Raw genomic sequence first — 18,444 nt, 5'->3', positions numbered from 1 at the left:
GAGATCACTCCTCGGATGTCGGGGTTTCTGACTGATCGATCCGTACGCGGGTGACGCCGGCGACGGTGGCTGCGGCGGTCTGGGCCAGGGCACGATCCTTCGGTGTCTCCGGCCCGGTGATCACGACGCTCCCGTCGGCGACCGCGACGAGCCAGTCGGGGTGACCGAGCTTGTTCACGAGCGCGGTCAGCTCCCGGTCCAGGGTGTCGTCGTCGCGCGCCAGGGCGGCCGTCACATCGCTTCTGCTGATGACGCCGACCAGGGCGTCGTCGTCGTCGAGGACCGGCAGGCTCTTCAGCCCGCGCTGCGCCATGATGTCCACCGCCACGGACACCTCGGCGCTCGCGCGAACGGCGACCGACACCGGGGTCATCACGTCCTCGACGTACGCCGGTGGCCGATCGGTCACGGGCTCCGGCGGGAGCACGTGGGCGCGAGGGTCGGGCAGGACACGGTCGCGGATCAGGTCGATCTCGGCGACGACGCCGCAGAGCCGGTCGGCCGACGTCACCACCGGCATCGCGGTGATGTGGTGGTCGCGGAGCAGGGCGAGCGCCTCCCGGACGGGAGTCTGCCTTCGGGTGGTGACCGGCGACGAGGTCATGATCTCTCGAACGAGCATGCTCATCACCGCCGCGAGTGTTGGATCGTCATGCGGCGAGCCTGGTCCGGCCGGCGAGCAAGGTCATGAGCGCAAGGTCCTGCGGCCAGGAGACCTTCGGCCCACCGCAGGACCTTCGTCATCGTCCCCACGGACGAACGTCGTCGTGGTCGGGACCGCGCGGCACTCCTGCCGGGACCGCGGTCGGGATGTGCTGGATCCGTCCGTGACCCGTAACGAAGGAGAGGGCCATGTCCCTTCTCGACCGAACCCCGTTCCACCGCGATACGCGCGGTGGCTTTGCCGGCAAGGAGACGCCACCGCCCCGGCCCACCGACCGACCGGTCCCCGGCGGCGAGACGCCCGCCGGCCAGCTCCGGCTTCCGTCGGCGACGGCGCTGGTGATGGGCTCCATCATCGGCGTCGGCGTCTTCAGCCTTCCGTACGCCGTCGCCTCCTACGGTCCGATCAGCCTGGTGGCGATGGCGGTCGCGACCGTCGGCGCCGTCGCTCTCGCGCTCGTGTTCGCCGTTCTCGCCCGGCGGATGCCGGCCGGTGGCGGGCCGTACGCCTATGCCCGAGCCGCCTTCGGCGACGGCTGGGGTTTCAGCCAGGCCTGGCTCTACTGGATCACTGCCTGGGCGGGCAACGCCGCGATCGCGGTCGGCTGGGTCTTCTACGTCGAGACCTTCCTCAACGAGGGGGGCGCCACCGGCTGGTCGATCGTGATCGCGTTGACGGGTCTGTGGATCCCGGCGGCGATCAACCTGACCGGCGTACGGTCCATGGGCGTCTTCCAGCTGTGGACGACCGTCTTGAAGTTCGTGCCGCTGGCGCTGATGGCGACCGCGGGCCTCTTCTTCATCAAGGCCGGCAACTTCACGCCGTGGAACACCAGCGGTGAGACGAGCATCTCGGCGATCGGGGGTGCGATGGCGATCTGCCTGTTCAGCTACCTAGGTCTCGAGACCGCGTCCGTCGCCGCCGCCCAGGTGCGTGACCCTGCCCGGAACGTCCCGCGCGCGACGGTGCTGGGCACCGTCGGCAGCGCGGTGGTCTACCTGCTCTCGCTGGTCGCGGTCTTCGGCATCCTGCCGGCCTCGGCGCTTGCTCAGGACGCCAACCAGGCCTCCTACTCCGCGGCCGCGAACGAGGTCTTCGGCGGCAGCGTGGCGGGCGACATCGTCGCGGCCGCGGTGATCATCTCCGGGATCGGCGCCCTCAACGGATGGACCATGATCTGCGCCGAGATGCCGCTCGCCGCGGCGAAGGAGGGTCTGTTCCCACGGCTCTTCGGCCGGATCTCGCGCCGCGGGGTGCCCGCCGTCGGCATCGTCGCCTCCGCGGCCCTGGCCTCGGCCGCCGTGGTCGTCAGCTACCTGGGCACCGACGGGGCCACCGTGTTCACCACACTGGTGCTGATGACCGGGATCACCGCGGCGATCCCGTACGCGTTCTCCGCGCTGGCCCAGCTCAAGTGGCGCTGGCAGGACCACCGCCGTGGCCCGACGCCGCACCTGGTCCTCGACCTCGCGGTCGCGGTCGTCGCGCTGGTCATGTCGATCGCGTTCGTCTACTACTCCCGCAACACCGACAACAGCTGGTACGTCGTGTGGGGCCCGTTCCTGATGACCGCTGCCGCCGCGATCCTCGGCGTGCCCGTCTATCTCACGCAGCGACGCAGGCTCCAGGCTGCGGCCTCCGTCGGCACCACCCCGGAGACGAACGACGGGAGCGACTCGTGAGCGCGGAGCAGCGATTCCACGTCGACTCCGAGGTCGGCCGCCTGCGGCAGGCGATCGTGCACCGTCCCGGCCTCGAGCTCAGCCGGCTGACCCCGAGCAACATCGACCGGCTCCTCTTCGACGACGTCCTGTGGGCCGAGCGGGCCCGGGAGGAGCACGACGGGTTCGTCGCCGCGCTCGAGGCACGCGGGGTGGTGGTCCATCACTTCGCCGACCTGCTGACCGAGGCGCTCGACCAGCCGGGTGCGCGCGAGCTACTCCAGGAGGAGCTCTCCACCGCGCACCGCTTCGGGCCGGCGCTCGACCAGCCGCTCGACGACCTGGTGGCCACCACCCCGGCCGGGGAGCTGGCCGGCTATCTGATCGGGGGCGTGCTCAAGTCCGACGTCGCCGACCGGGTGCATGCCAGCAGCCTGCTGCTGGAGTATCTCCGCGACGACGACTTCCTGCTCGCCCCGCTGCCCAACCACCTGTTCCAGCGGGACAACGTGGCGTGGGCGTACGACGCGGTCTCGCTCAACCCCATGGCGAAGCCGGCCAGGCGGCGCGAGACGATCAACTCGAAGGTCGTCTACGACTTCCACCCGATGTTCCGGGACCGGGTCGCCTACCTCTACGGGCACGACGCCCTCGACCACGGCGGGGCGACCCTGGAGGGCGGTGACGTCACCGTCATCGGCAACCGGGCCGTGATGGTCGGGATGGGGGAGCGGTCCACGCCGCAAGGCGTGGAGAACCTCGCCCGCGCGCTGTTCCGGCGCGGCACGGTGGACACCGTGATCGTCGTCGAGCTGCCCCGCGAGCGCGCGTTCATGCACCTCGACACCGCGATGACGATGGTCGATGCGGACGCCTTCTCGGTCTACCCCTACCTTCCCGACCGGCTGCGTTCTTACTCGCTCTACCGCGTGGGGACGGGCGGAGAGTTCAAGCTCGAGGAGAACGACGCGTTGTTCCCGACCGTCGCCGACGTCCTCGGGCTCGACCACGTGCGGGTGCTGCGGGCGCCGATCGATCGGCTGGGTGCCGAGCGCGAGCAGTGGGACGACGGGAACAACTTCCTCGCCCTGGCGCCCGGTGTCATCGTGGGCTACGAGCGGAACACCACCACGAACGCCTATCTGACGGACCAGGGCATCGAGGTGATCCCCATCGTCGGTGAGGAGCTCGGCCGCGGCCGCGGTGGCCCCCGGTGCATGACCTGCCCCATCGAGCGAGAGGCGGTGCCGTCATGACCCTGCTCGCCCCGCACGCGACGGTCAGGTCGCTGGCCGGCCGCGACTTCCTCAAAGAGGTCGACCTGACCGTCGAGGAATGGCGCTCGCTGGTGGCGCTGGCCGCGGAGCTCAAGATGGAGCGCCGACTGCCCGGCAGGGCTCCGCGTCTCGCCGGACGCTCGATCGCCCTGCTCTTCGAGAAGGCCTCCACCCGGACCAGGTGTGCCTTCGAGGTCGCGGCCTACGACGAGGGGGCGCACGTGACCTACCTCGACCCGTCGAGCTCGCACCTGGGCCACAAGGAGTCGATCGCGGACACCGCCCGGGTGCTCAGCCGGCTCTACGACGGCATCGAGTACCGCGGCTCGGACCAGGTCACGGTGGAGACCCTGGCGGCGTACGCCCGGGTGCCGGTGTGGAACGGCCTGACCGATGCCTGGCACCCGACCCAGTCGCTGTGCGACGTGCTCACCATGCTGGAGCAGTCGAACAAGGAGGCCGCGGAGATCTCGGTCGCGTACGTCGGGGACGCCCGCAACAACGTCGCCCGCTCGCTCCTCGTCGCGGGCGCGCTGATGGGCATGGATGTACGGCTGGTCTCACCGACCGAGCTGGCTCCGGGCCGTGACGCGGTGCGCCACGCCGAGCGTATCGCCGCGGCCACGGGTGCCCGGCTGATGATCACCAGCGACCGCCGCCGTGGCCTGACCGGCGCCGACTTCGTCTACACCGACGTGTGGGTGTCCATGGGGGAGCCGCCCGAGCTGTGGGACCGGCGGATCGCGCAGCTGGCACCGTACGCCGTCGACGACGCGCTGCTCCGGCTCACCGGCAACCCGGAGGTGAGGTTCATGCACTGTCTGCCGGCGCTGCACGGCACCGACACGGAGCTCGGCCGGCAGCTGGCGAGCCGCACCGGGCGTACGTCGCTCGAGGTCACGCCCGAGGTGTTCGAGTCCAAGCGCTCGATCGTCTTCGACCAGGCCGAGAACCGTCTGCACACCATCAAGGCCGTGCTCGTCGCGACGATGGCCGCCGGAGGCCGGCCGGGCGAGGAGGTGGCCGGATGAGGATCGTCGTCGCGATCGGCGGCAACGCCCTGCTGCGCCGCGGGGAGCGGCCGGACGCGGCACCACAGCGCCGGCACGTGGCTGCCGCTGCGGCCGCGCTCGCGGGCCTGGCCCGGGACCACCAGGTCGTGGTGGTCCACGGCAACGGCCCGCAGGTCGGCCTGCTCGCGCTCGAGAGCGGTGCCGACCCGACCCTGTCCGAGCCCTATCCGCTCGCCGACCTCGTCGCCGAGTCCCAGGGCCTGATCGGGCTGTGGCTCCAGCAGGCGCTCCTGGACGAGGGGATCGGCGACGTGGTGACGCTGGTCAGCCAGACGGTGGTGGATCCCGAGGATCCGGCGTTCCAGGAGCCGACCAAGTTCATCGGCCAGGTCTACGACGAACCGACGGCCCGTCGCCTCGCCGACCTTCACGGCTGGACGATCCGTGCCGACGGCGGTGGCTGGCGACGGGTGGTCGCGTCCCCGCTCCCGCGCGACATCGTCGAGCTTTCCGTGGCCGCGTGGTTGCTCGACGCGGGCGCCACCGTCGTGCTTGCCGGCGGCGGTGGGGTCCCGGTCGCGAACCGTGACCACCGCTACGAGAGCGTCGATGCCGTGGTCGACAAGGACCGCGCCGCAGCGCTCGCCGCGGAGCGCCTCGACGCCGACCTGCTGCTCGTGCTCACCGACGTGGAGGGCGTGATCCGGGACTTCGGCGGCCCCGCCGAGAAGGTGCTGCGCGAGGTGAGCGTCGCCGAGCTGTCCTCGATGTCGTTCCCCGCGGGATCGATGGGCCCCAAGGTGGACGCCGTCTGCGCCTTCACCCGCCGGACCGGCCGGCGCTCGGCCATCGGCTCTCTCGACGAGATCAACGGTGTGCTCGCCGGTACGGCGGGCACCCAGGTGCGGGGCTGAGGCCGGTGCCGACGCGTACGGGAACCGAGTCCGGCGGGCTCACCGCGGTCGAGGCGTCGATCCGGTTGGCGCGGGACGGCCCCAACGCGGTGCCGGCTCCTGCCCCGGCCACACTGGTCGGTCGCGTCCTCACCCAGCTGCGGGACCCGATGATCCTGCTGCTCGGAGCCGCGTTCGTGGTCGTGCTCGCCCTGGGCGACGTGCCCGACGCGAGCATCATCGCGGTCGTGGTGCTGGTCAACACCGCCATCGGGGTGGTGCAGGAACGGCGGGCCGAGCAGGCCATGACGGCCCTGGGCCGGATGGCCGCCCCGCGCGCCGGCGTGCTCAGAGACGGCCGGGTGAGCGACATCGAGGCGGCCGGGTTGGTGAAGGGCGACGTCGTACGCCTCGAGGCGGGTGACGTCGTGCCGGCCGACCTGGTGGCCGCCGAGGCGGTCGGCCTCGAGGTCGACGAGTCCTCGATGACCGGTGAGTCCGTGCCGGTCGGACGGGTGACCGGCGACGAGCTGCTCTCCGGGACCGTGGTCACCAAGGGACGCGGCTGGGGCGTGGTCGAGCGGATCGGCGCCGAGAGCGGCCTCGGCCGGATCGCGGCGCTCATCGCGACGACCAAGACCGAGCCGACGCCGCTCCAGGCCCGGCTACGCCGGCTCTCCCGCCAGCTCGTGGTGGCCACCGCGGCCATCGCGATCCTCGTCCTGGTGCTGTCCGTGCTTCGTGGCGCCTCGTTCGGCCAGTCCCTGATCCTCGCGGTCAGCCTGGCGGTCGCCGCCATCCCCGAGTCGCTGCCCGCGGTCGTCTCCGTCGCGCTGGCACTGGGTGCCCACCGGATGGCGAGGCAGTCCGCGATCGTGCGCTGGCTGCCGGCGGTCGAGACGCTTGGCTCGGTGACGGTGCTCGCCTCGGACAAGACCGGCACCCTCACCGAGGGCCGGATGAGGGTGCAGCGGATCTGGACGCCGGACGCCGTCGACGAGCCGACCCTGCTCCGGGACGTCGTGCTGTGCAACGACGCCCGCCTGACTGGATCCGAGACCGACCGGACCCTGATCGGCGAGCCGATGGAGGCCGCTCTGCTGCTGGCCGCCGCCGCCCGGGGCATCGAGGCAGCGCAGCTGCGCGATCAGTGGACCCGCGTCGACGAGGTGCCGTTCGAGAGCGAGAGCCGGCACATGGTGACGGTGGACCGGGACGAGGACGGCGTGCTGCTGGAGGTGGTCAAGGGCGCGCCCGAAGTGGTGTTGGGCATGCTGCCCGACGACGCGGACCGGCACCGTGGAGCAGCGGTCGCCGAGGAGCTCGCCGGTGCCGGGTTCCGGGTGCTGGCCGTCGCACACCGGTCGTGGCGGCCGCCGCAGGAGCAGCCGGTCTCTGTGGTGCTCGCCGGGCTCGTCGGCATCGCCGACCCTCCGCGTACGGATGCCGCCAAGGTGGTGGCCGAGTGCCGGGACGCGGGGATCAGGACCGTCCTGATCACCGGCGACCACCCGGTGACCGCGGGCGCGGTCGCCCGTGACGTCGGCATCCTGGCCGGCGGTCCGCCGGGACCGCGGGCGGGCGTCGAGCCCGACGGCGAGGTGATGGACGGCGCGGCGGTCGACCGTGGCGAGCACGTAGACGCGGTGGACCGGGTCCACGTCTACGCCCGGACCCGGCCCGACCAGAAGGTCGACATCGTCGATGCGCTGAAGGCGCGCGGACACATCGTGGCGATGACCGGGGACGGCGTCAACGACGGCCCCGCTCTGCGTCGTGCCGACATCGGTGTGGCCATGGGGAAGCGCGGCACCGAGGTGGCTCGGCAGGCCGCGGACGTGGTGCTGGCCGACGACAACCTGCGCACCCTCGTCGTGGCTGTGGGTGAGGGCAGGCGCGTGTACGCCAACATCCGTACGTTCCTGCGCTATGGGCTCGCCGGCGGCCTGGCCGAGGTTCTGGTGATCCTGCTCGGCCCCTTCCTCGGTCTGCCGTTCCCGCTCGGCGCCGGGCAGATCCTGTGGATCAACATGCTCACCCATGGCGTACCCGGTGTCGCGTTCGGCGGTGAGCCGCTCGACCGACGGGACATGCGGCGCCCGTCACCCTCGCCCGAGCGCTCGGTGCTGGGCGGCGGGCTGGCCCGCCAGATCGTCATCTCGGGGCTCCTCATCGCCGCGGTCAGCATCACCGCCGGGCTGGTGGCCCAGCGCCAGGGCTGGCACGTGCAGTCCGCCGTGTTCCTCACCCTCGGCGTGGCCCAGCTCGGTCTGGCCCTCGCGTTGCGGGCGCCGCGACGAGGCTGGAGCCTCGCCGGCCGTGGGATCGAGCTCGCCGTGTCGATCGCGCTGCTGCTCCAGCTGGCCGGACTGTGGTTCGGCCCGCTCCGGGCGCTGCTGGGGACGGCGGTCCTCGAGCCACGGGCTCAGCTGCTGCTCCTCGCGCTGGCCTGCCTGCCGGGCCTCGCGATTGCCGTGGGACGCGTCGCCGGGCGTCTGGCCCGTCGTGGTCAGGACGGCTGACCCGCACAGCGACGGGCACTTAGCCTGGCCATGGTCTCGGTTGGCCTGGCGGCTGGCGGCTGGCGGAGCGGGCGACGGCTATTCGCGGTGCCGAGCGTGCCGGCTGTGGTCTGATTTACCCTGCTTGACCGACACAGCCACGGTCCGGGAGTGGTCATCAGCGCGAACAGGGTGCGGGGCGTCCGCGCCGAAGACTGCCTGCTCCCTAAGGGCGTCGAAGACGCGCACGAAGTGGGAGATCGTCTCGGGCCGGGAGGTCTGAAGGGACGCCGACCAATACTCTTGCCGGAGCAGCGTCTCGTCGTAGAGGTAGAACGCTTCACCCGGGAACAGACTCCGCCGCTGCCCCAGCGGGATGATCCCCACCGAGACGTACGGCATCTGCTCGACCTCGAGAAGGTAGTCCAGTTGTCCCCCATCACATCGGGTCCACCGACGTTGCTGTACAGCGCGTACTCCTCCCATCACGAACACGAACGCCGGCTGCCCGTTCAGCCCCTCGTAGATCCGGAACAGTCTTGTGCGGGCGTATCGGTCCATCAGGTCGAGCTGCAGGTTCTGCCCTCGACGCCGGCATCACCGGTGTGGAGAGCGGAGCCGCTTCAACCGCGAGCCGAACGCCCTCTTAGCGGATTCGGACGGATGCTGTTCAGACACGTCGGGCTACGGCGCGTACGTGCCGTTGGGTCTCCCGAGTGACCACGCTTGTTCGAACGCCTCAACGCACAGCTTGACCACCTCGGGGTCTGTGGACAACTGCATGCCCACGGATTCGTTGTTCCCTCCGAGGAGGTTGAACACCACCAGGTCGTCCCTGACGAGACAGTCGTTGACCGGGAGCACGATCGTCGCGGCCTCGGGGCGCGGCAGCCATCGAAGTTGTTCGCCGGTGTTCGCGATCTCGACCGCCATCCGCTGGTACTCCGACAAGGGCTCAGACACGACACGGACCCGCCGGTAGTTGATGCCCTTCTCCTTCAGCCCTTCGATGTCGGCATCGTTGGCGACCCGCCGGCGCTCCAGGAACTCGCGGTCGTTGGTTCGCCACGCGTCGATGAGTTTCCGGTCGATCTCGTAATGGTCCCGGAGTTCCAGTTTCCGGACCTCCCCAGGATGCCCGAATACGAGCTCACCGCGACGCTCAGCCGAGATCAGTTCCATGCCGCTCCTTCACGTACTTCGTCACGAATGCGTCTACCGTGCGACCGGACATCTCGCCGTACGTCTCGTCTGCTGCGAGGCCCACAAGCTGGTCACGGACCTCGGGGCCGGTGACCTTTGCCTGCACGATCCATGAGCCTCGGTCGGTTTCGAAGAACGTCTCACAGTCCCGTCAAGGAACCTTCGGGAACTTCGTTCCGCTGATCGCGCCGGTCACTTTGACGTCGGCCATGCCCGGAACACCGAAGGTGTCCGCCGATACATGGGCCGAAATTCAAGCAATCTGAAGCAACATCCTGTTGCAGTCCCGGGGGAACCGGGCATCCTGGCCCCGGCCTGAGATCCGCGACGGACTCACCAAGGATCAGGCGGCCAACGCCGACAAGTTGGCATACTGACCGCAGATCGGCCCACGAGGCAGGGGCTTCTCGGCAGTTCGACCAGGAGGAAGAACATGGACTACACCCCGACCCAGGACGACAACCTCACTGCTACGTTCTTCATCAAGGACCCCGACTCAGGCGCGCTGGAACACTGTGAGACGTTCTACGAGACGGATCGCGATTCGTGGATCGTCCAGGGCAAGCATCGGGGCTCGGCGGTGGCCGCCCAGCTCGTCAGTTTGGCTGAGGACGAGACGTTCCTGGAGGTCTCGAACCGGACCGTGGACGCGTTCGTCCGCAAGTATGTGAAGGAGAACCATGGAGTCGATCTCGGCTGAGCAGCTCGGAAAGCTGCTCTGGACCGGTACCTCCTCGATCCTCAAGCTCGAGTTGCGCGACCGGTACGCGTTCGACGACGACCTGTTCGATGCGTGGCGCCGTGGTGACCAGGCGGCCGTCGACGGATTCCTCGGTGGCTGGCGCGACAGGATGGCGTCGGAGGCCGCCGCAGGGCGACGTATCCGGCGCATCCGAGTCGTGTCCGAACCACTCTCGGACTACCAGCGAATGCTGGTCGACACCAGCGGCCCCTCGGTAGATGCCGGCGAGGAACTCCGTTGGCTCCCGCGTCGGCTGGTCTCCGCGCTGCCGCTGCCCGGCAACGACTGCTTCGTACTCGATGACTGCGTCATGTTCAACGTGATCGGTGGCAATGACGAGCCCGTCGATATTCAGTTGTCCCGCGAGCCGGGCGTGATGAAGTTCTGCAGGGACTCCTTCGAGTCTGCCTGGGAGATCGCTACGCCTCATCGCGAGTTCGAACCTGCCTGAGGGGCGCGGCCGTGGCCGATACGACACCGTCGAGCGCGGCGAAACGGGCGTTCGCCGTACGTCTGCGAGATCTCCGGCTCGACGCTGGCCTGAGCGGCAGGGTGCTGGCAGAGCGGTGCGGCTGGCACCCCGCGAAGATCTCCAAGATCGAGCACGGCAACCAGAACCCAACAGAGGCCGACGTCAAGGCATGGGCGACAGCGTGCGACGCCGAGGGTGAGGTGGCGACCTTGATCGCGGCTCGCCGCGAGGTCGAGCAGATGTGGCTGGAGGTTCGTCGCGAGCTCCGCGCCGGAATGAAGCACATCCAGCGTCGTGCCATGCCGTTGTATGAGCGGACGAAGCTGCTCCGCGTCTACGAGTCGGTTCATGTCCCGGGCATCTTGCAGACCTTCCAGTACACGGTCGGACAGTTCGAGATCCACGCACGCCACCATGGTCTGCCCATCGAGGACATCGAGGAGGCCGCGAAGAACAGGGGCATGCGGCAGCGGCTCCTCGGCACCGGAACAAACTCATTCGTGTTCGTCATGGAAGCGTTGGCGCTCTACAACAACATCGGTGGCCCCGAGGTGATGAGCGAGCAGTTCGACTACCTGCTAGAGGTAGCTGCGATGCCGTACGTGTCGGTCGGAGTCATCCCGTTGGGACAGAGGCGAGGGGCGCTCTTCCCCGGTGACGGATTCTACCTGTTCGACGACCAGCAAGTCGCGCAGGAGTTCTGGTCTGGTGCCCTCCGCTCCTCGCGCCCCGAGGACATCGCCTACTTCCTGCGCACCTTCGATGCGCTCAAGGAGCAAGCGGTCTTCGGTGCTGCTGCGATGGCGCAGATCGAGGCAGCGCGAGCGCGACTTCAAGCAACCTGAGGCAATTTTCTGGCTGTTGGTTCGCGGGCCGGACAAGACTGGCGGAGCCCCGGGGCGCCGAAGGGTCTCCTAAGAACTTGCGGCGGCGGCCCGGGCACCATCCCGCCAACCACTCGCGACGGAGTCTCATGAGTTCCGCAGTCCGTACCAGACGTTCTCGTCCAGGCCGCCCGCGACACGTCCCAGCCGTCGACGACACGCTGTCGCCCCGTGACCAGATCCTCGACGCATCCGCGCGGCTCTTTGTGGGCAGGGGGTTTGCCAACACCTCTACGCGGGAGATTGCCGATGCGGTCGGCATCCGCCAGGCGTCGCTCTACTACCACTACGCAGGCAAGGAAGAGATCCTCGGGGAGCTGTTGTCGAGGACCGTGCGACCCACCCTGGACCAGATCGAGAAGATCGAGGACATCGCTGCCGAGAGCGGGTGGGCTGCGGCGCTCTACGCACTGGTGATGATCGACTCCAAGACCCTGGTCGATGCCCCGCACAACTCTGGCCTGCTGGCGATCTGCCCCGATGTGACCAGCTTGGAGATGTTCAAGCCGTACAGGTCGACGTTGCGCGATCTGTGTGCCGCGTACGAGCGCTTCGGCCGTGCCGTCGCCAGTGTTCCTTACGTCTCCGGGGTACGGCTGGAGCACGAGGTCTCCATCGTCGTGAGGTACCGCGCTGAGGGCGATGTCGTCTCCGTGAGGGACCGTCACGTGATCGCCGCGGGGGTGCTCCGGGCCTGTGGTGCTACCCGAGAAGAGATCGAAATCGCGGCCGCCGTCTCCTGGGCCGAGCTGCTCGAGGACGAGTAACTCCACAGACCCCCGGCCGGGCCGCCACTGGCTCTCGTGTGGCGGTTCGGCCGGGTCAACGTCCGCACATGCCAACAACGCGGACGTGACGCGGGAGCGCGCCATGCCTGAGTACACACTGCGTATGAGGAGAAGACTGTGTCGACGATGATCGCGACTGACCTGGAGGAGTTCTACGGAAGCCGCTATGACGAGAGCCTGAGGTTGGGCTCGAGTGTCAAGGGCCGGTTGGAGCTGGCCAGGGTCCGCGAGCTGGTGACCCGGCACCTGCCTGTATCCGCCACCAGGGTCGCCGACATCGGCGGTGGGACAGGCGCGCACGCGCGGTGGTTACGGGCGGAGGGCTACGAGGTCGACCTCATCGACCCCATCCCTCGTCACGTCGAGGCAGCCCGTGCCGCAGGGATTCGGGCACTCCTCGGTGATGCTCGGGATCTCCCCTGGAACAAGGACCAGTTCGACGTCGCCCTGATGGCTGGACCCCTCTACCACCTGACCGACCCGGAGGACCGTCGCGCCGCTCTCCTCGAGGCTGCACGGGTGGTCCGGCCAGGCGGCTTGGTCGCCGCGGTGGCGTTCAACCGTCACGCCAACTTGCTGGGCGCGACCTTGGCGAACCAGTTCTTGGAGCGGCGGCCGGTCATCGAGGACATCGAGGCCGCCGGGTTCAGCGACCGCAACGACCGGGTCTCACCCGCGACGTACTACACGACGATCCCAGAGTTGACCGACGAGATGTCGAGCGCCGGCCTGACCAACATCGCGATCCTTGGGCTGACCGGCCCTGGTGGATGGCTCGGCATCGTGATCGACGCCCACTTCCCCAACCCCGCCGACTGGCCCCAGACCCTCACTAACCAAGGCCCCTTGAAGACAGCGCTCGCCAGCGCACGCGCTGCCGACGAGCACCCGGAGCTGGTGCCCGCCTCGACGTTGTGGCTGGCGGTCGGAACGGTCGCGTCGTGACCCCGCGGGTCGGAGTGATGCCGCAGCCGCCGAAGCGGTTGGCCCGCATCGCAGCCGAGTACCTTGCCCGCGGCTGGCCCGCGGTCAGGCTCGCCGCACCACGCAATGGCCGCTGCCAGTGCGGCGACACCTGCGCGCAGCCGCACCTGCTCGACGAGGAACCGATCCGAACGTCCGACGAGGCCGAACAGAACTGGGGCGAGTTCGAGATCGCATTCACCACCCAGTTGTTCGAGGTCCTCGACCTGCCCGCCCACCCGGGCGTGGCGCTCAACGCTGCCCTGACCAACCGGTGCCCCACGGCGGTCGCGAGGCCGGGTAGGAGGTTCGACACCCTCCTGGAACCGGGGCCAGTGCGGTGGCACTTCTATCTCAGTCGCGGCTCGGTTGACCCCGAGAAGGTGACCCGTGCCGGCGGGAGACTGCATTGCGGCCCGGACGGTTGGATCGCTGCGCCGCCCTCGCGCACACCGGCGACGGGCCGCGTGAGATGGAATGTCCACCCGATGCAAACCCTGTGGCGACCCCACCGTCCTGCCAGCATCTTTGAATCCTGAACGCGTCCCTGCGCGGCCTGGCCTAGGCCAGCGGCCTACGTCGCTAGGACCCTGGGGTCGTTCAGCTGGTGGGCGGCGGGCTGGTCGGCGCAGCTGATCCTTCTTGCGGTCGCTTGCTTGCCCGGCGGGCGTTGCGCCAGGCCTTGTGGACCCTGTCGCCGAGCAGGAGGGCGAACCCGGACCCGAGCGCCCACAACCAGCCCTCGCCCGAGGGCCAGCTGCCGCCGAGCGTCTCGGAGAGCCATGGCAGGCCGAGGAATCCCGCGAGCAGGACCAGCTCGACCGCGACGGCGGCCACCACCAGCGGGTTGCGGCGGGGGTCGACACGCCATGCCGGCCGGGACTCGCTGCGGCAGGCGAACGCGTTGGCGACCTGGCCGACCGCGATCACCGCGAACGCCGTCCCCGACGCTTGGCTGAGCAAGGTGGTACCGGGGGTCTCGCCGAGCCCCCAGCCTCCGCTGGTCAGGACCCAGAGGAAGGCGGCGACGGCGGTGACCGCCTCGATCGGTCCCAGCACCAGGAACGCGCGACGCAGCACCGATCCGCTGGCCACCCGCTCCTCGCTCCGGGGACCCGCCATCGTGCGCCTGCTGGGTGGCTCCGCCCCGAGTGCGAGTGCCGGGAGCATATCGGTGCCGATGTCCAGCGCAAGGATCTGGAGCACGCCGATCGCGGCCGGGATCGAACCGCCCGAGAGCGCCCACACGGCGAACGGAGCGAGCTCGGCCACGTTGTCGGTCAGGTGGAAGGTGAGGAACCGGCGGATGTTGGCGTAGGTCGCCCGCCCGAGCTCGATCGCCTTGACGATGGTCGCGAAGTGATCGTCGAGCAGCACCAGGTCGGCGGCATCCCGTGCCACGTCGCTGCCGCTGAGCCCCATCGCGACGCCGACGTCGGCGCCGCGCAGCGCAGCGGCGTCGTTGACCCCGTCGCCGGTCATCGCGACGACGTGACCGTGCAGCCGGAGCGCGTTGGCGATCCTGAGCTTGTCGGCCGGGGTGACCCGGGCGACGACTGCGCCCCGGGGATCGTCGAGCAGGTCCGCCAGCGCGGTGTCGTCGGTCGGCAGCCGGTCGCCCTCGACGACGACGCCGCCCGGCCGCAGCAGGCCGACCTCCGTGGCGATCGCCGCAGCGGTACGCCCGTTGTCGCCGGTCATCATGGCCACCCGGATGCCCGCGGTGCGGCACGACTCCAGCGCCTCGCGTACGCCGTCCCGCGGAGGGTCCTCGATGGCCAGCAGCGCCAGCAGCTCCAAGGGCTCGTCCAGGAGGCGGGCGAGCTCGTCGGGGGTGGTGGGCCGGCGGTGACCGGCGGAGCGGGCGACGGCGACCACGCGCCGTCCTTCGTCGGCATAGGTGTCGAGGACCTCGGTGGCTGAGCCTTCCGCCTCCCCGCAGCTGGGCAGGATCCGCTCCGGAGCGCCCATGAAGTAGCTCCGACCCGCGACGACGGCGGCGCTGAAGCGCCGCTCCGTGACGAACGGGACGTGGATCGTCGCCTCCGCCGGGTCCGTGCCCAACCGGGCGGCCACGACGTCGATGGCGACCTCCATCGGGTCGCCCGACGGCTGCCAGATGCCGTCCTGGAGGACGGCTCGCCCGGTGACGCAGGCCCGCGCCGCGACAGCGGCCTCGGCCGCGACGCGTAGCGCGGCCGGCCCGCCGGACACGGTCCCCGTGGGCTCGTAGCCCACCCCCTGCGGGACCACGCGCCCGTCCGGCGTCCAGAGCTCGACCACCGTCATCTCGTTGCGCGTCAGCGTACCGGTCTTGTCGGTGCAGATGAACGTGGTGGACCCGAGCGTCTCCACCGCCTCCAGATGCCGCACCAGCGCCTTGCTCTCCGCCATCCGCTGCGCGCCCCGGGCGAGAGACAGCGTGACGGTGGGCAGCAGCCCCTCGGGGACGAGCGCGACGCTGACGCCGACGGCGAACAGCAGGGCGCCGGTCGCGGTGCCGCCGAGCAGCAGGGAGACCACGCCCAGCACGATTCCCACCGTCAGCGCGACGACGGCGATGATCCTGACCAGCCGGTCGAGCTCGCGGGCCAGCGGGCTCGGCGGCCGGTGGGCGCCGGCGATGAGCCCGGCCATGGACGCGACCTCGGTCCGGGCGCCGGTGGCCGTGACCACGGCCCGCCCGCTGCCCTGGACCAGGAACGTGGCAGCCCGGACGACGGCGCCCACCGGCTTGCGTACGGGCACGCTCTCGCCGGTGAGCATCGACTCGTCGGCAGCGACCTCCTCGCTGCGCAGGAGCGTACCGTCGGCAGGCACCCGGTCTCCGGCCTCGAGCAGGACGACATCCCCCGGGACCACCTGGGACGCCGGAACCTCCTGGGTCCGGCCGTCCCGGATCACTCGCGTGTCGGCCGGCATCAAGGACCCCAGCTTCTGGGCGGCCTGGTCGGCGCGGTGCTCCTGGGCGTACGCGAACACGCCGTTGAGCAGGACGATGACCGCGATCGCCAGGGCGAGGGTCGGCATCCCGGCCAGCAGGGCGAGCGCGGCGGCGCCCCACAGCAGCACCGCGAAGAAGTGGGTGAGCTGGGCGACCAGGAGCCGCCACCAGGGGCGCCGCGGCGGACGGGGGAGCTCGTTGGGTCCGACACGGGCGAGCACGGCTGCGGCATCGCCCGAGGTCAACCCGTGTTGCTCGTCGGTCACATCGCTCTCGGCCTGTCCAGCGGTCAAGGTCTCCTCCTTCGGGCCACGCTCGAGTCCCTTCGCTCGACTCTTCACGACGGCAGTGGCGTGCCGCAGGTCCATTGGTCCCCGGGCGAGCAGACATCCGTCCCGGCCTCCGGCGGGGGAAGCGGTCGGTGCCCGGCCGGACTCGTGGCGCCGAGCGGACCTAGGTCCTCCGCTCGCGGCACCGATGACCCTGACCGCTGCGCGGCCGGTCCGACGACAGTGGAGACGCCGGGCCGGCCGGAGGTGCCGAGCCCATGAGGAGGGCAGATGTCCGAGCGTGAGCGGATCATGGTCGCTGTCGACGGGGGAGAGGGCGGCCGGGCGGCAGTCCGCTACGCGGCGGGCAGAGCCCGCCGAAGCGGTGCTGACCTGTGGCTCGTCCACGTGGTCGACCTCGCCATCGCGACCGGCGTCTTCTACCCGTACGGCTATACGGGCCTGGCGGACCAGATCCGCGAGGCCGGTGCGACCGCGCTGGCCCACGCGGAGAAGGAAGCCGCCGAGATCGTCGGGGCGGAGCATGTGACCTCGACGCTCCGCGACGGCGGAGTGGTGACCGAGCTCGTGCACGCGGCAGCCGAATCCGCGATGGTGGTGCTCGGCGACGAGCGCCACCACGGCCTGGCCCGCATCGTGACGGGCTCGGTGACCGGCCGGGTCGCCTCGCGCGCGCCGGTGCCCGTCGTGGTCGTGCCGGCCGACTGGCCTGCCGAGCGGGACACCCGCATGGTGGTCGTCGCGGTCGCGGACTGCGATGCCTCGACCGAGCTCGTCGTCCGGGCCCTCGGAGAGGCGGTGGACCGTGACGGCGGCCTGGTGATCGTCCACTCCTGGGAGGTCCCGGCCGTCTACTACGAGTCGACGCTGGGACAGCTGGACGCGGCCGGCGTGCTGGCGGACGCACGGCACCGGCTGATGCAGACCCTCGAACGGGCACGACAGCTGGTCCCGAACTCTGCCGGGGTCGACGCCTGGATCGAGGTACGCCGCGGCCAGGCCGCCCAGATCGTCACAGAGGTATCGAAGGACGCGGCGCTTCTCGTCATCGGCCGGCGCGGGCACGCCTTCCCGCTGCGCCGTATGGGTGGCACCGGCCACGCTCTGCTGCGCGAGTCCAGCTGCCCCGTCGAGGTGGTCCCGCCGGCGCCCGAGACGCCATGAACGTCGAGGCCTCCTCGCTGCGCGCGGCCGACGCCGCGCCGGTGAGGACGCAGGAGGTGCTTCGGTGCACCGACCTGGCCCGGTCATTCGGGTCGGTCAGAGCGGTGGACGGGATCTCGTTCCGGATCGAGCGCGGGGAGACGTACGGCCTCCTCGGGCCCAACGGAGCCGGCAAGACAACCGTCATCTCTATGGTGTCGGGAGTGCTCGCGGCCGACTCCGGGTCGATCCTGGTCGACGGTCTCGAGATGCATCCCGGTGCGCTCAGGGCTAAGGCGGATATCGGCTACGTCCCTCAGGACGTTGCGCTCTACCCCGACCTGACCGGCCGGGAGAACCTCTTCTTCTTCGCCTCCCTGTACCGGATCGGCCGCCGTGAGGCGCGCAGCCGCGTCGCGGAGGTCCTCGACATCGTCGGGCTGGCCGACCGTGCCGGCGACCGCGTCCAGAAGTACTCCGGCGGCATGAAGCGCAGGCTCAACATCGCGGTCGGCCTGATCCACCGGCCCCGTCTGCTGGTGCTCGACGAACCCACGGTGGGCGTCGACCCGCAGAGCCGCAACGCCATCCTCGACAGCGTCGAGCGACTCAGCACCGAAGGGATGGGCGTCCTCTACACGACCCACTACATGGAGGAGGCCGAGCGGCTCTGCGACCGGGTCGCGATCATGGACCTCGGCCGCCTGGTCGCCGAAGGGACGCCGCGGCAGCTGACCGCGCGGCTCGGCGAGTCCGAACACATCCGCCTCACCCTCGACGGGGACCCGACCGGTGCGGCCGCGGCCCTGCGCGCGCTCCCGATCACCGGCGGGGTCAGCGGAGTCGACGACGTGGTCGACGTGCTCGTGCAAGACGCGGAGTCGGCGCTCCCGCAGGTCATCCAGGTGGCGGCGGCACATGGCTCGGTTCGCTCGGTCACCGCGGAGGAGCCGGACCTCGAGACGGTCTTCCTCCAGCTCACCGGTAAGCGGCTGCGGGACTGAGG

At 70.2% G+C, this 18,444-nt stretch carries 17 protein-coding genes; 13 read left to right on the top strand and 4 right to left on the bottom strand.

Annotation, left to right across the window (positions count from 1 at the left end; all coding sequences use genetic code 11):
- Positions 1-4 precede the first annotated feature (4 nt).
- Positions 5-622, bottom strand: coding sequence for an HPP family protein (locus ACIA03_RS09405; protein ID WP_396981517.1), 618 nt, complete (start codon positions 620-622; stop codon positions 5-7).
- A 230-nt stretch (positions 623-852) separates the two neighbouring features.
- On the opposite strand from ACIA03_RS09405, the gene ACIA03_RS09400 reads away from it, so the two are divergent.
- From ACIA03_RS09400 to ACIA03_RS09380, 5 genes are read left to right on the top strand one after another with little or no spacing between them, the layout of a single operon-like run.
- Complete coding sequence (locus tag ACIA03_RS09400) at positions 853-2,346, top strand: amino acid permease (protein WP_396981515.1); 1,494 nt, start codon at positions 853-855, stop codon at positions 2,344-2,346.
- Positions 2,343-3,581, top strand: coding sequence for an arginine deiminase (locus ACIA03_RS09395; RefSeq protein WP_396981513.1), 1,239 nt, complete (start codon positions 2,343-2,345; stop codon positions 3,579-3,581). The genes ACIA03_RS09400 and ACIA03_RS09395 overlap by 4 nt, the downstream gene beginning before the upstream one ends.
- Complete coding sequence (argF, locus tag ACIA03_RS09390; RefSeq protein WP_396981511.1) at positions 3,578-4,633, top strand: ornithine carbamoyltransferase; 1,056 nt, start codon at positions 3,578-3,580, stop codon at positions 4,631-4,633. The genes ACIA03_RS09395 and argF overlap by 4 nt, the downstream gene beginning before the upstream one ends.
- Complete coding sequence (locus ACIA03_RS09385) at positions 4,630-5,529, top strand: carbamate kinase (RefSeq protein ID WP_396981509.1); 900 nt, start codon at positions 4,630-4,632, stop codon at positions 5,527-5,529. The genes argF and ACIA03_RS09385 overlap by 4 nt, the downstream gene beginning before the upstream one ends.
- A gap of 5 nt (positions 5,530-5,534) precedes the next feature.
- On the top strand, positions 5,535-8,030 hold the full coding sequence (locus ACIA03_RS09380; protein ID WP_396981507.1) for a cation-translocating P-type ATPase: 2,496 nt from the start codon (positions 5,535-5,537) through the stop codon (positions 8,028-8,030).
- A gap of 78 nt (positions 8,031-8,108) precedes the next feature.
- Here the strand turns inward: ACIA03_RS09380 and ACIA03_RS09375 are convergent, their stop codons facing one another.
- Together ACIA03_RS09375 and ACIA03_RS09370 are read right to left on the bottom strand one after the other, a co-directional pair.
- The gene (locus ACIA03_RS09375) at positions 8,109-8,570 is read right to left on the bottom strand and encodes a Scr1 family TA system antitoxin-like transcriptional regulator (protein ID WP_396981505.1); all 462 of its coding nucleotides are present in this window, start codon (positions 8,568-8,570) and stop codon (positions 8,109-8,111) included.
- Between the two features lie 123 nt (positions 8,571-8,693).
- Entirely contained in the window at positions 8,694-9,191 is a 498-nt protein-coding gene (locus ACIA03_RS09370; protein ID WP_396981503.1) for a DUF6879 family protein, read from the bottom strand.
- Positions 9,192-9,645: 454 nt separating this feature from the next.
- On the opposite strand from ACIA03_RS09370, the gene ACIA03_RS09365 reads away from it, so the two are divergent.
- From ACIA03_RS09365 to ACIA03_RS09340, 6 genes are all read left to right on the top strand, one after another.
- Entirely contained in the window at positions 9,646-9,912 is a 267-nt protein-coding gene (locus ACIA03_RS09365) for a hypothetical protein (protein ID WP_396981501.1), read from the top strand.
- Positions 9,893-10,405, top strand: coding sequence for a DUF6879 family protein (locus ACIA03_RS09360; RefSeq protein ID WP_396981499.1), 513 nt, complete (start codon positions 9,893-9,895; stop codon positions 10,403-10,405). Before ACIA03_RS09365 ends, ACIA03_RS09360 begins: the two co-directional genes overlap by 20 nt.
- Positions 10,406-10,416: 11 nt before the next feature.
- Positions 10,417-11,271 carry a helix-turn-helix domain-containing protein gene (locus tag ACIA03_RS09355; RefSeq protein WP_396981497.1) on the top strand — a complete coding sequence of 285 codons (855 nt, stop codon included), beginning with the start codon at positions 10,417-10,419 and terminating at the stop codon, positions 11,269-11,271.
- Positions 11,272-11,399: 128 nt separating this feature from the next.
- Complete coding sequence (locus ACIA03_RS09350) at positions 11,400-12,077, top strand: TetR/AcrR family transcriptional regulator (RefSeq protein ID WP_396981495.1); 678 nt, start codon at positions 11,400-11,402, stop codon at positions 12,075-12,077.
- 147 nt (positions 12,078-12,224) lie between these two features.
- Positions 12,225-13,043, top strand: a complete 819-nt coding sequence (locus ACIA03_RS09345) for a class I SAM-dependent methyltransferase (RefSeq protein ID WP_396981493.1) — start codon at positions 12,225-12,227, stop codon at positions 13,041-13,043.
- Positions 13,040-13,600, top strand: coding sequence for a bifunctional DNA primase/polymerase (locus tag ACIA03_RS09340; protein ID WP_396981491.1), 561 nt, complete (start codon positions 13,040-13,042; stop codon positions 13,598-13,600). The genes ACIA03_RS09345 and ACIA03_RS09340 overlap by 4 nt, the downstream gene beginning before the upstream one ends.
- Before the next feature lie 61 nt (positions 13,601-13,661).
- On the opposite strand, the gene ACIA03_RS09335 is transcribed toward ACIA03_RS09340, so the two are convergent.
- Positions 13,662-16,298, bottom strand: a complete 2,637-nt coding sequence (locus ACIA03_RS09335; RefSeq protein WP_396981489.1) for a cation-translocating P-type ATPase — start codon at positions 16,296-16,298, stop codon at positions 13,662-13,664.
- Positions 16,299-16,565: 267 nt separating this feature from the next.
- On the opposite strand from ACIA03_RS09335, the gene ACIA03_RS09330 reads away from it, so the two are divergent.
- Together ACIA03_RS09330 and ACIA03_RS09325 are read left to right on the top strand one after the other, a co-directional pair.
- A complete protein-coding gene (locus ACIA03_RS09330; RefSeq protein ID WP_396981487.1) occupies positions 16,566-17,459 on the top strand; it encodes a universal stress protein in 894 nt (297 codons plus the stop codon).
- Positions 17,456-18,442 (top strand): ABC transporter ATP-binding protein, encoded by a 987-nt coding sequence (locus ACIA03_RS09325; protein WP_396981485.1) that lies wholly within the window; start codon positions 17,456-17,458, stop codon positions 18,440-18,442. The genes ACIA03_RS09330 and ACIA03_RS09325 overlap by 4 nt, the downstream gene beginning before the upstream one ends.
- Positions 18,443-18,444 lie beyond the last annotated feature (2 nt).

The sequence above is a fragment of the Nocardioides sp. NPDC051685 genome (assembly GCF_044453405.1).
In the GTDB taxonomy this organism is placed as follows: domain Bacteria; phylum Actinomycetota; class Actinomycetes; order Propionibacteriales; family Nocardioidaceae; genus Nocardioides.
The sequence above is the reverse complement of the archived record's forward strand: the minus strand, read 5'-3'. Positions and strand labels throughout refer to the sequence as shown.

Bases quoted from the DNA above. Each gene is read 5' to 3' on its own strand.
- ACIA03_RS09405 (WP_396981517.1), bottom strand. From the start codon at position 622: ATGCTCGTTCGAGAGATCATGACCTCGTCGCCGGTCACCACCCGAAGG.
- ACIA03_RS09400 (WP_396981515.1), top strand. From the start codon at position 853: ATGTCCCTTCTCGACCGAACCCCGTTCCACCGCGATACGCGCGGTGGC.
- argF (WP_396981511.1), top strand. From the start codon at position 3,578: ATGACCCTGCTCGCCCCGCACGCGACGGTCAGGTCGCTGGCCGGCCGC.
- ACIA03_RS09385 (WP_396981509.1), top strand. From the start codon at position 4,630: ATGAGGATCGTCGTCGCGATCGGCGGCAACGCCCTGCTGCGCCGCGGG.
- ACIA03_RS09375 (WP_396981505.1), bottom strand. From the start codon at position 8,570: ATGGACCGATACGCCCGCACAAGACTGTTCCGGATCTACGAGGGGCTG.
- ACIA03_RS09370 (WP_396981503.1), bottom strand. From the start codon at position 9,191: ATGGAACTGATCTCGGCTGAGCGTCGCGGTGAGCTCGTATTCGGGCAT.
- ACIA03_RS09365 (WP_396981501.1), top strand. From the start codon at position 9,646: ATGGACTACACCCCGACCCAGGACGACAACCTCACTGCTACGTTCTTC.
- ACIA03_RS09360 (WP_396981499.1), top strand. From the start codon at position 9,893: ATGGAGTCGATCTCGGCTGAGCAGCTCGGAAAGCTGCTCTGGACCGGT.
- ACIA03_RS09350 (WP_396981495.1), top strand. From the start codon at position 11,400: ATGAGTTCCGCAGTCCGTACCAGACGTTCTCGTCCAGGCCGCCCGCGA.
- ACIA03_RS09345 (WP_396981493.1), top strand. From the start codon at position 12,225: ATGATCGCGACTGACCTGGAGGAGTTCTACGGAAGCCGCTATGACGAG.
- ACIA03_RS09330 (WP_396981487.1), top strand. From the start codon at position 16,566: ATGTCCGAGCGTGAGCGGATCATGGTCGCTGTCGACGGGGGAGAGGGC.
- ACIA03_RS09325 (WP_396981485.1), top strand. From the start codon at position 17,456: ATGAACGTCGAGGCCTCCTCGCTGCGCGCGGCCGACGCCGCGCCGGTG.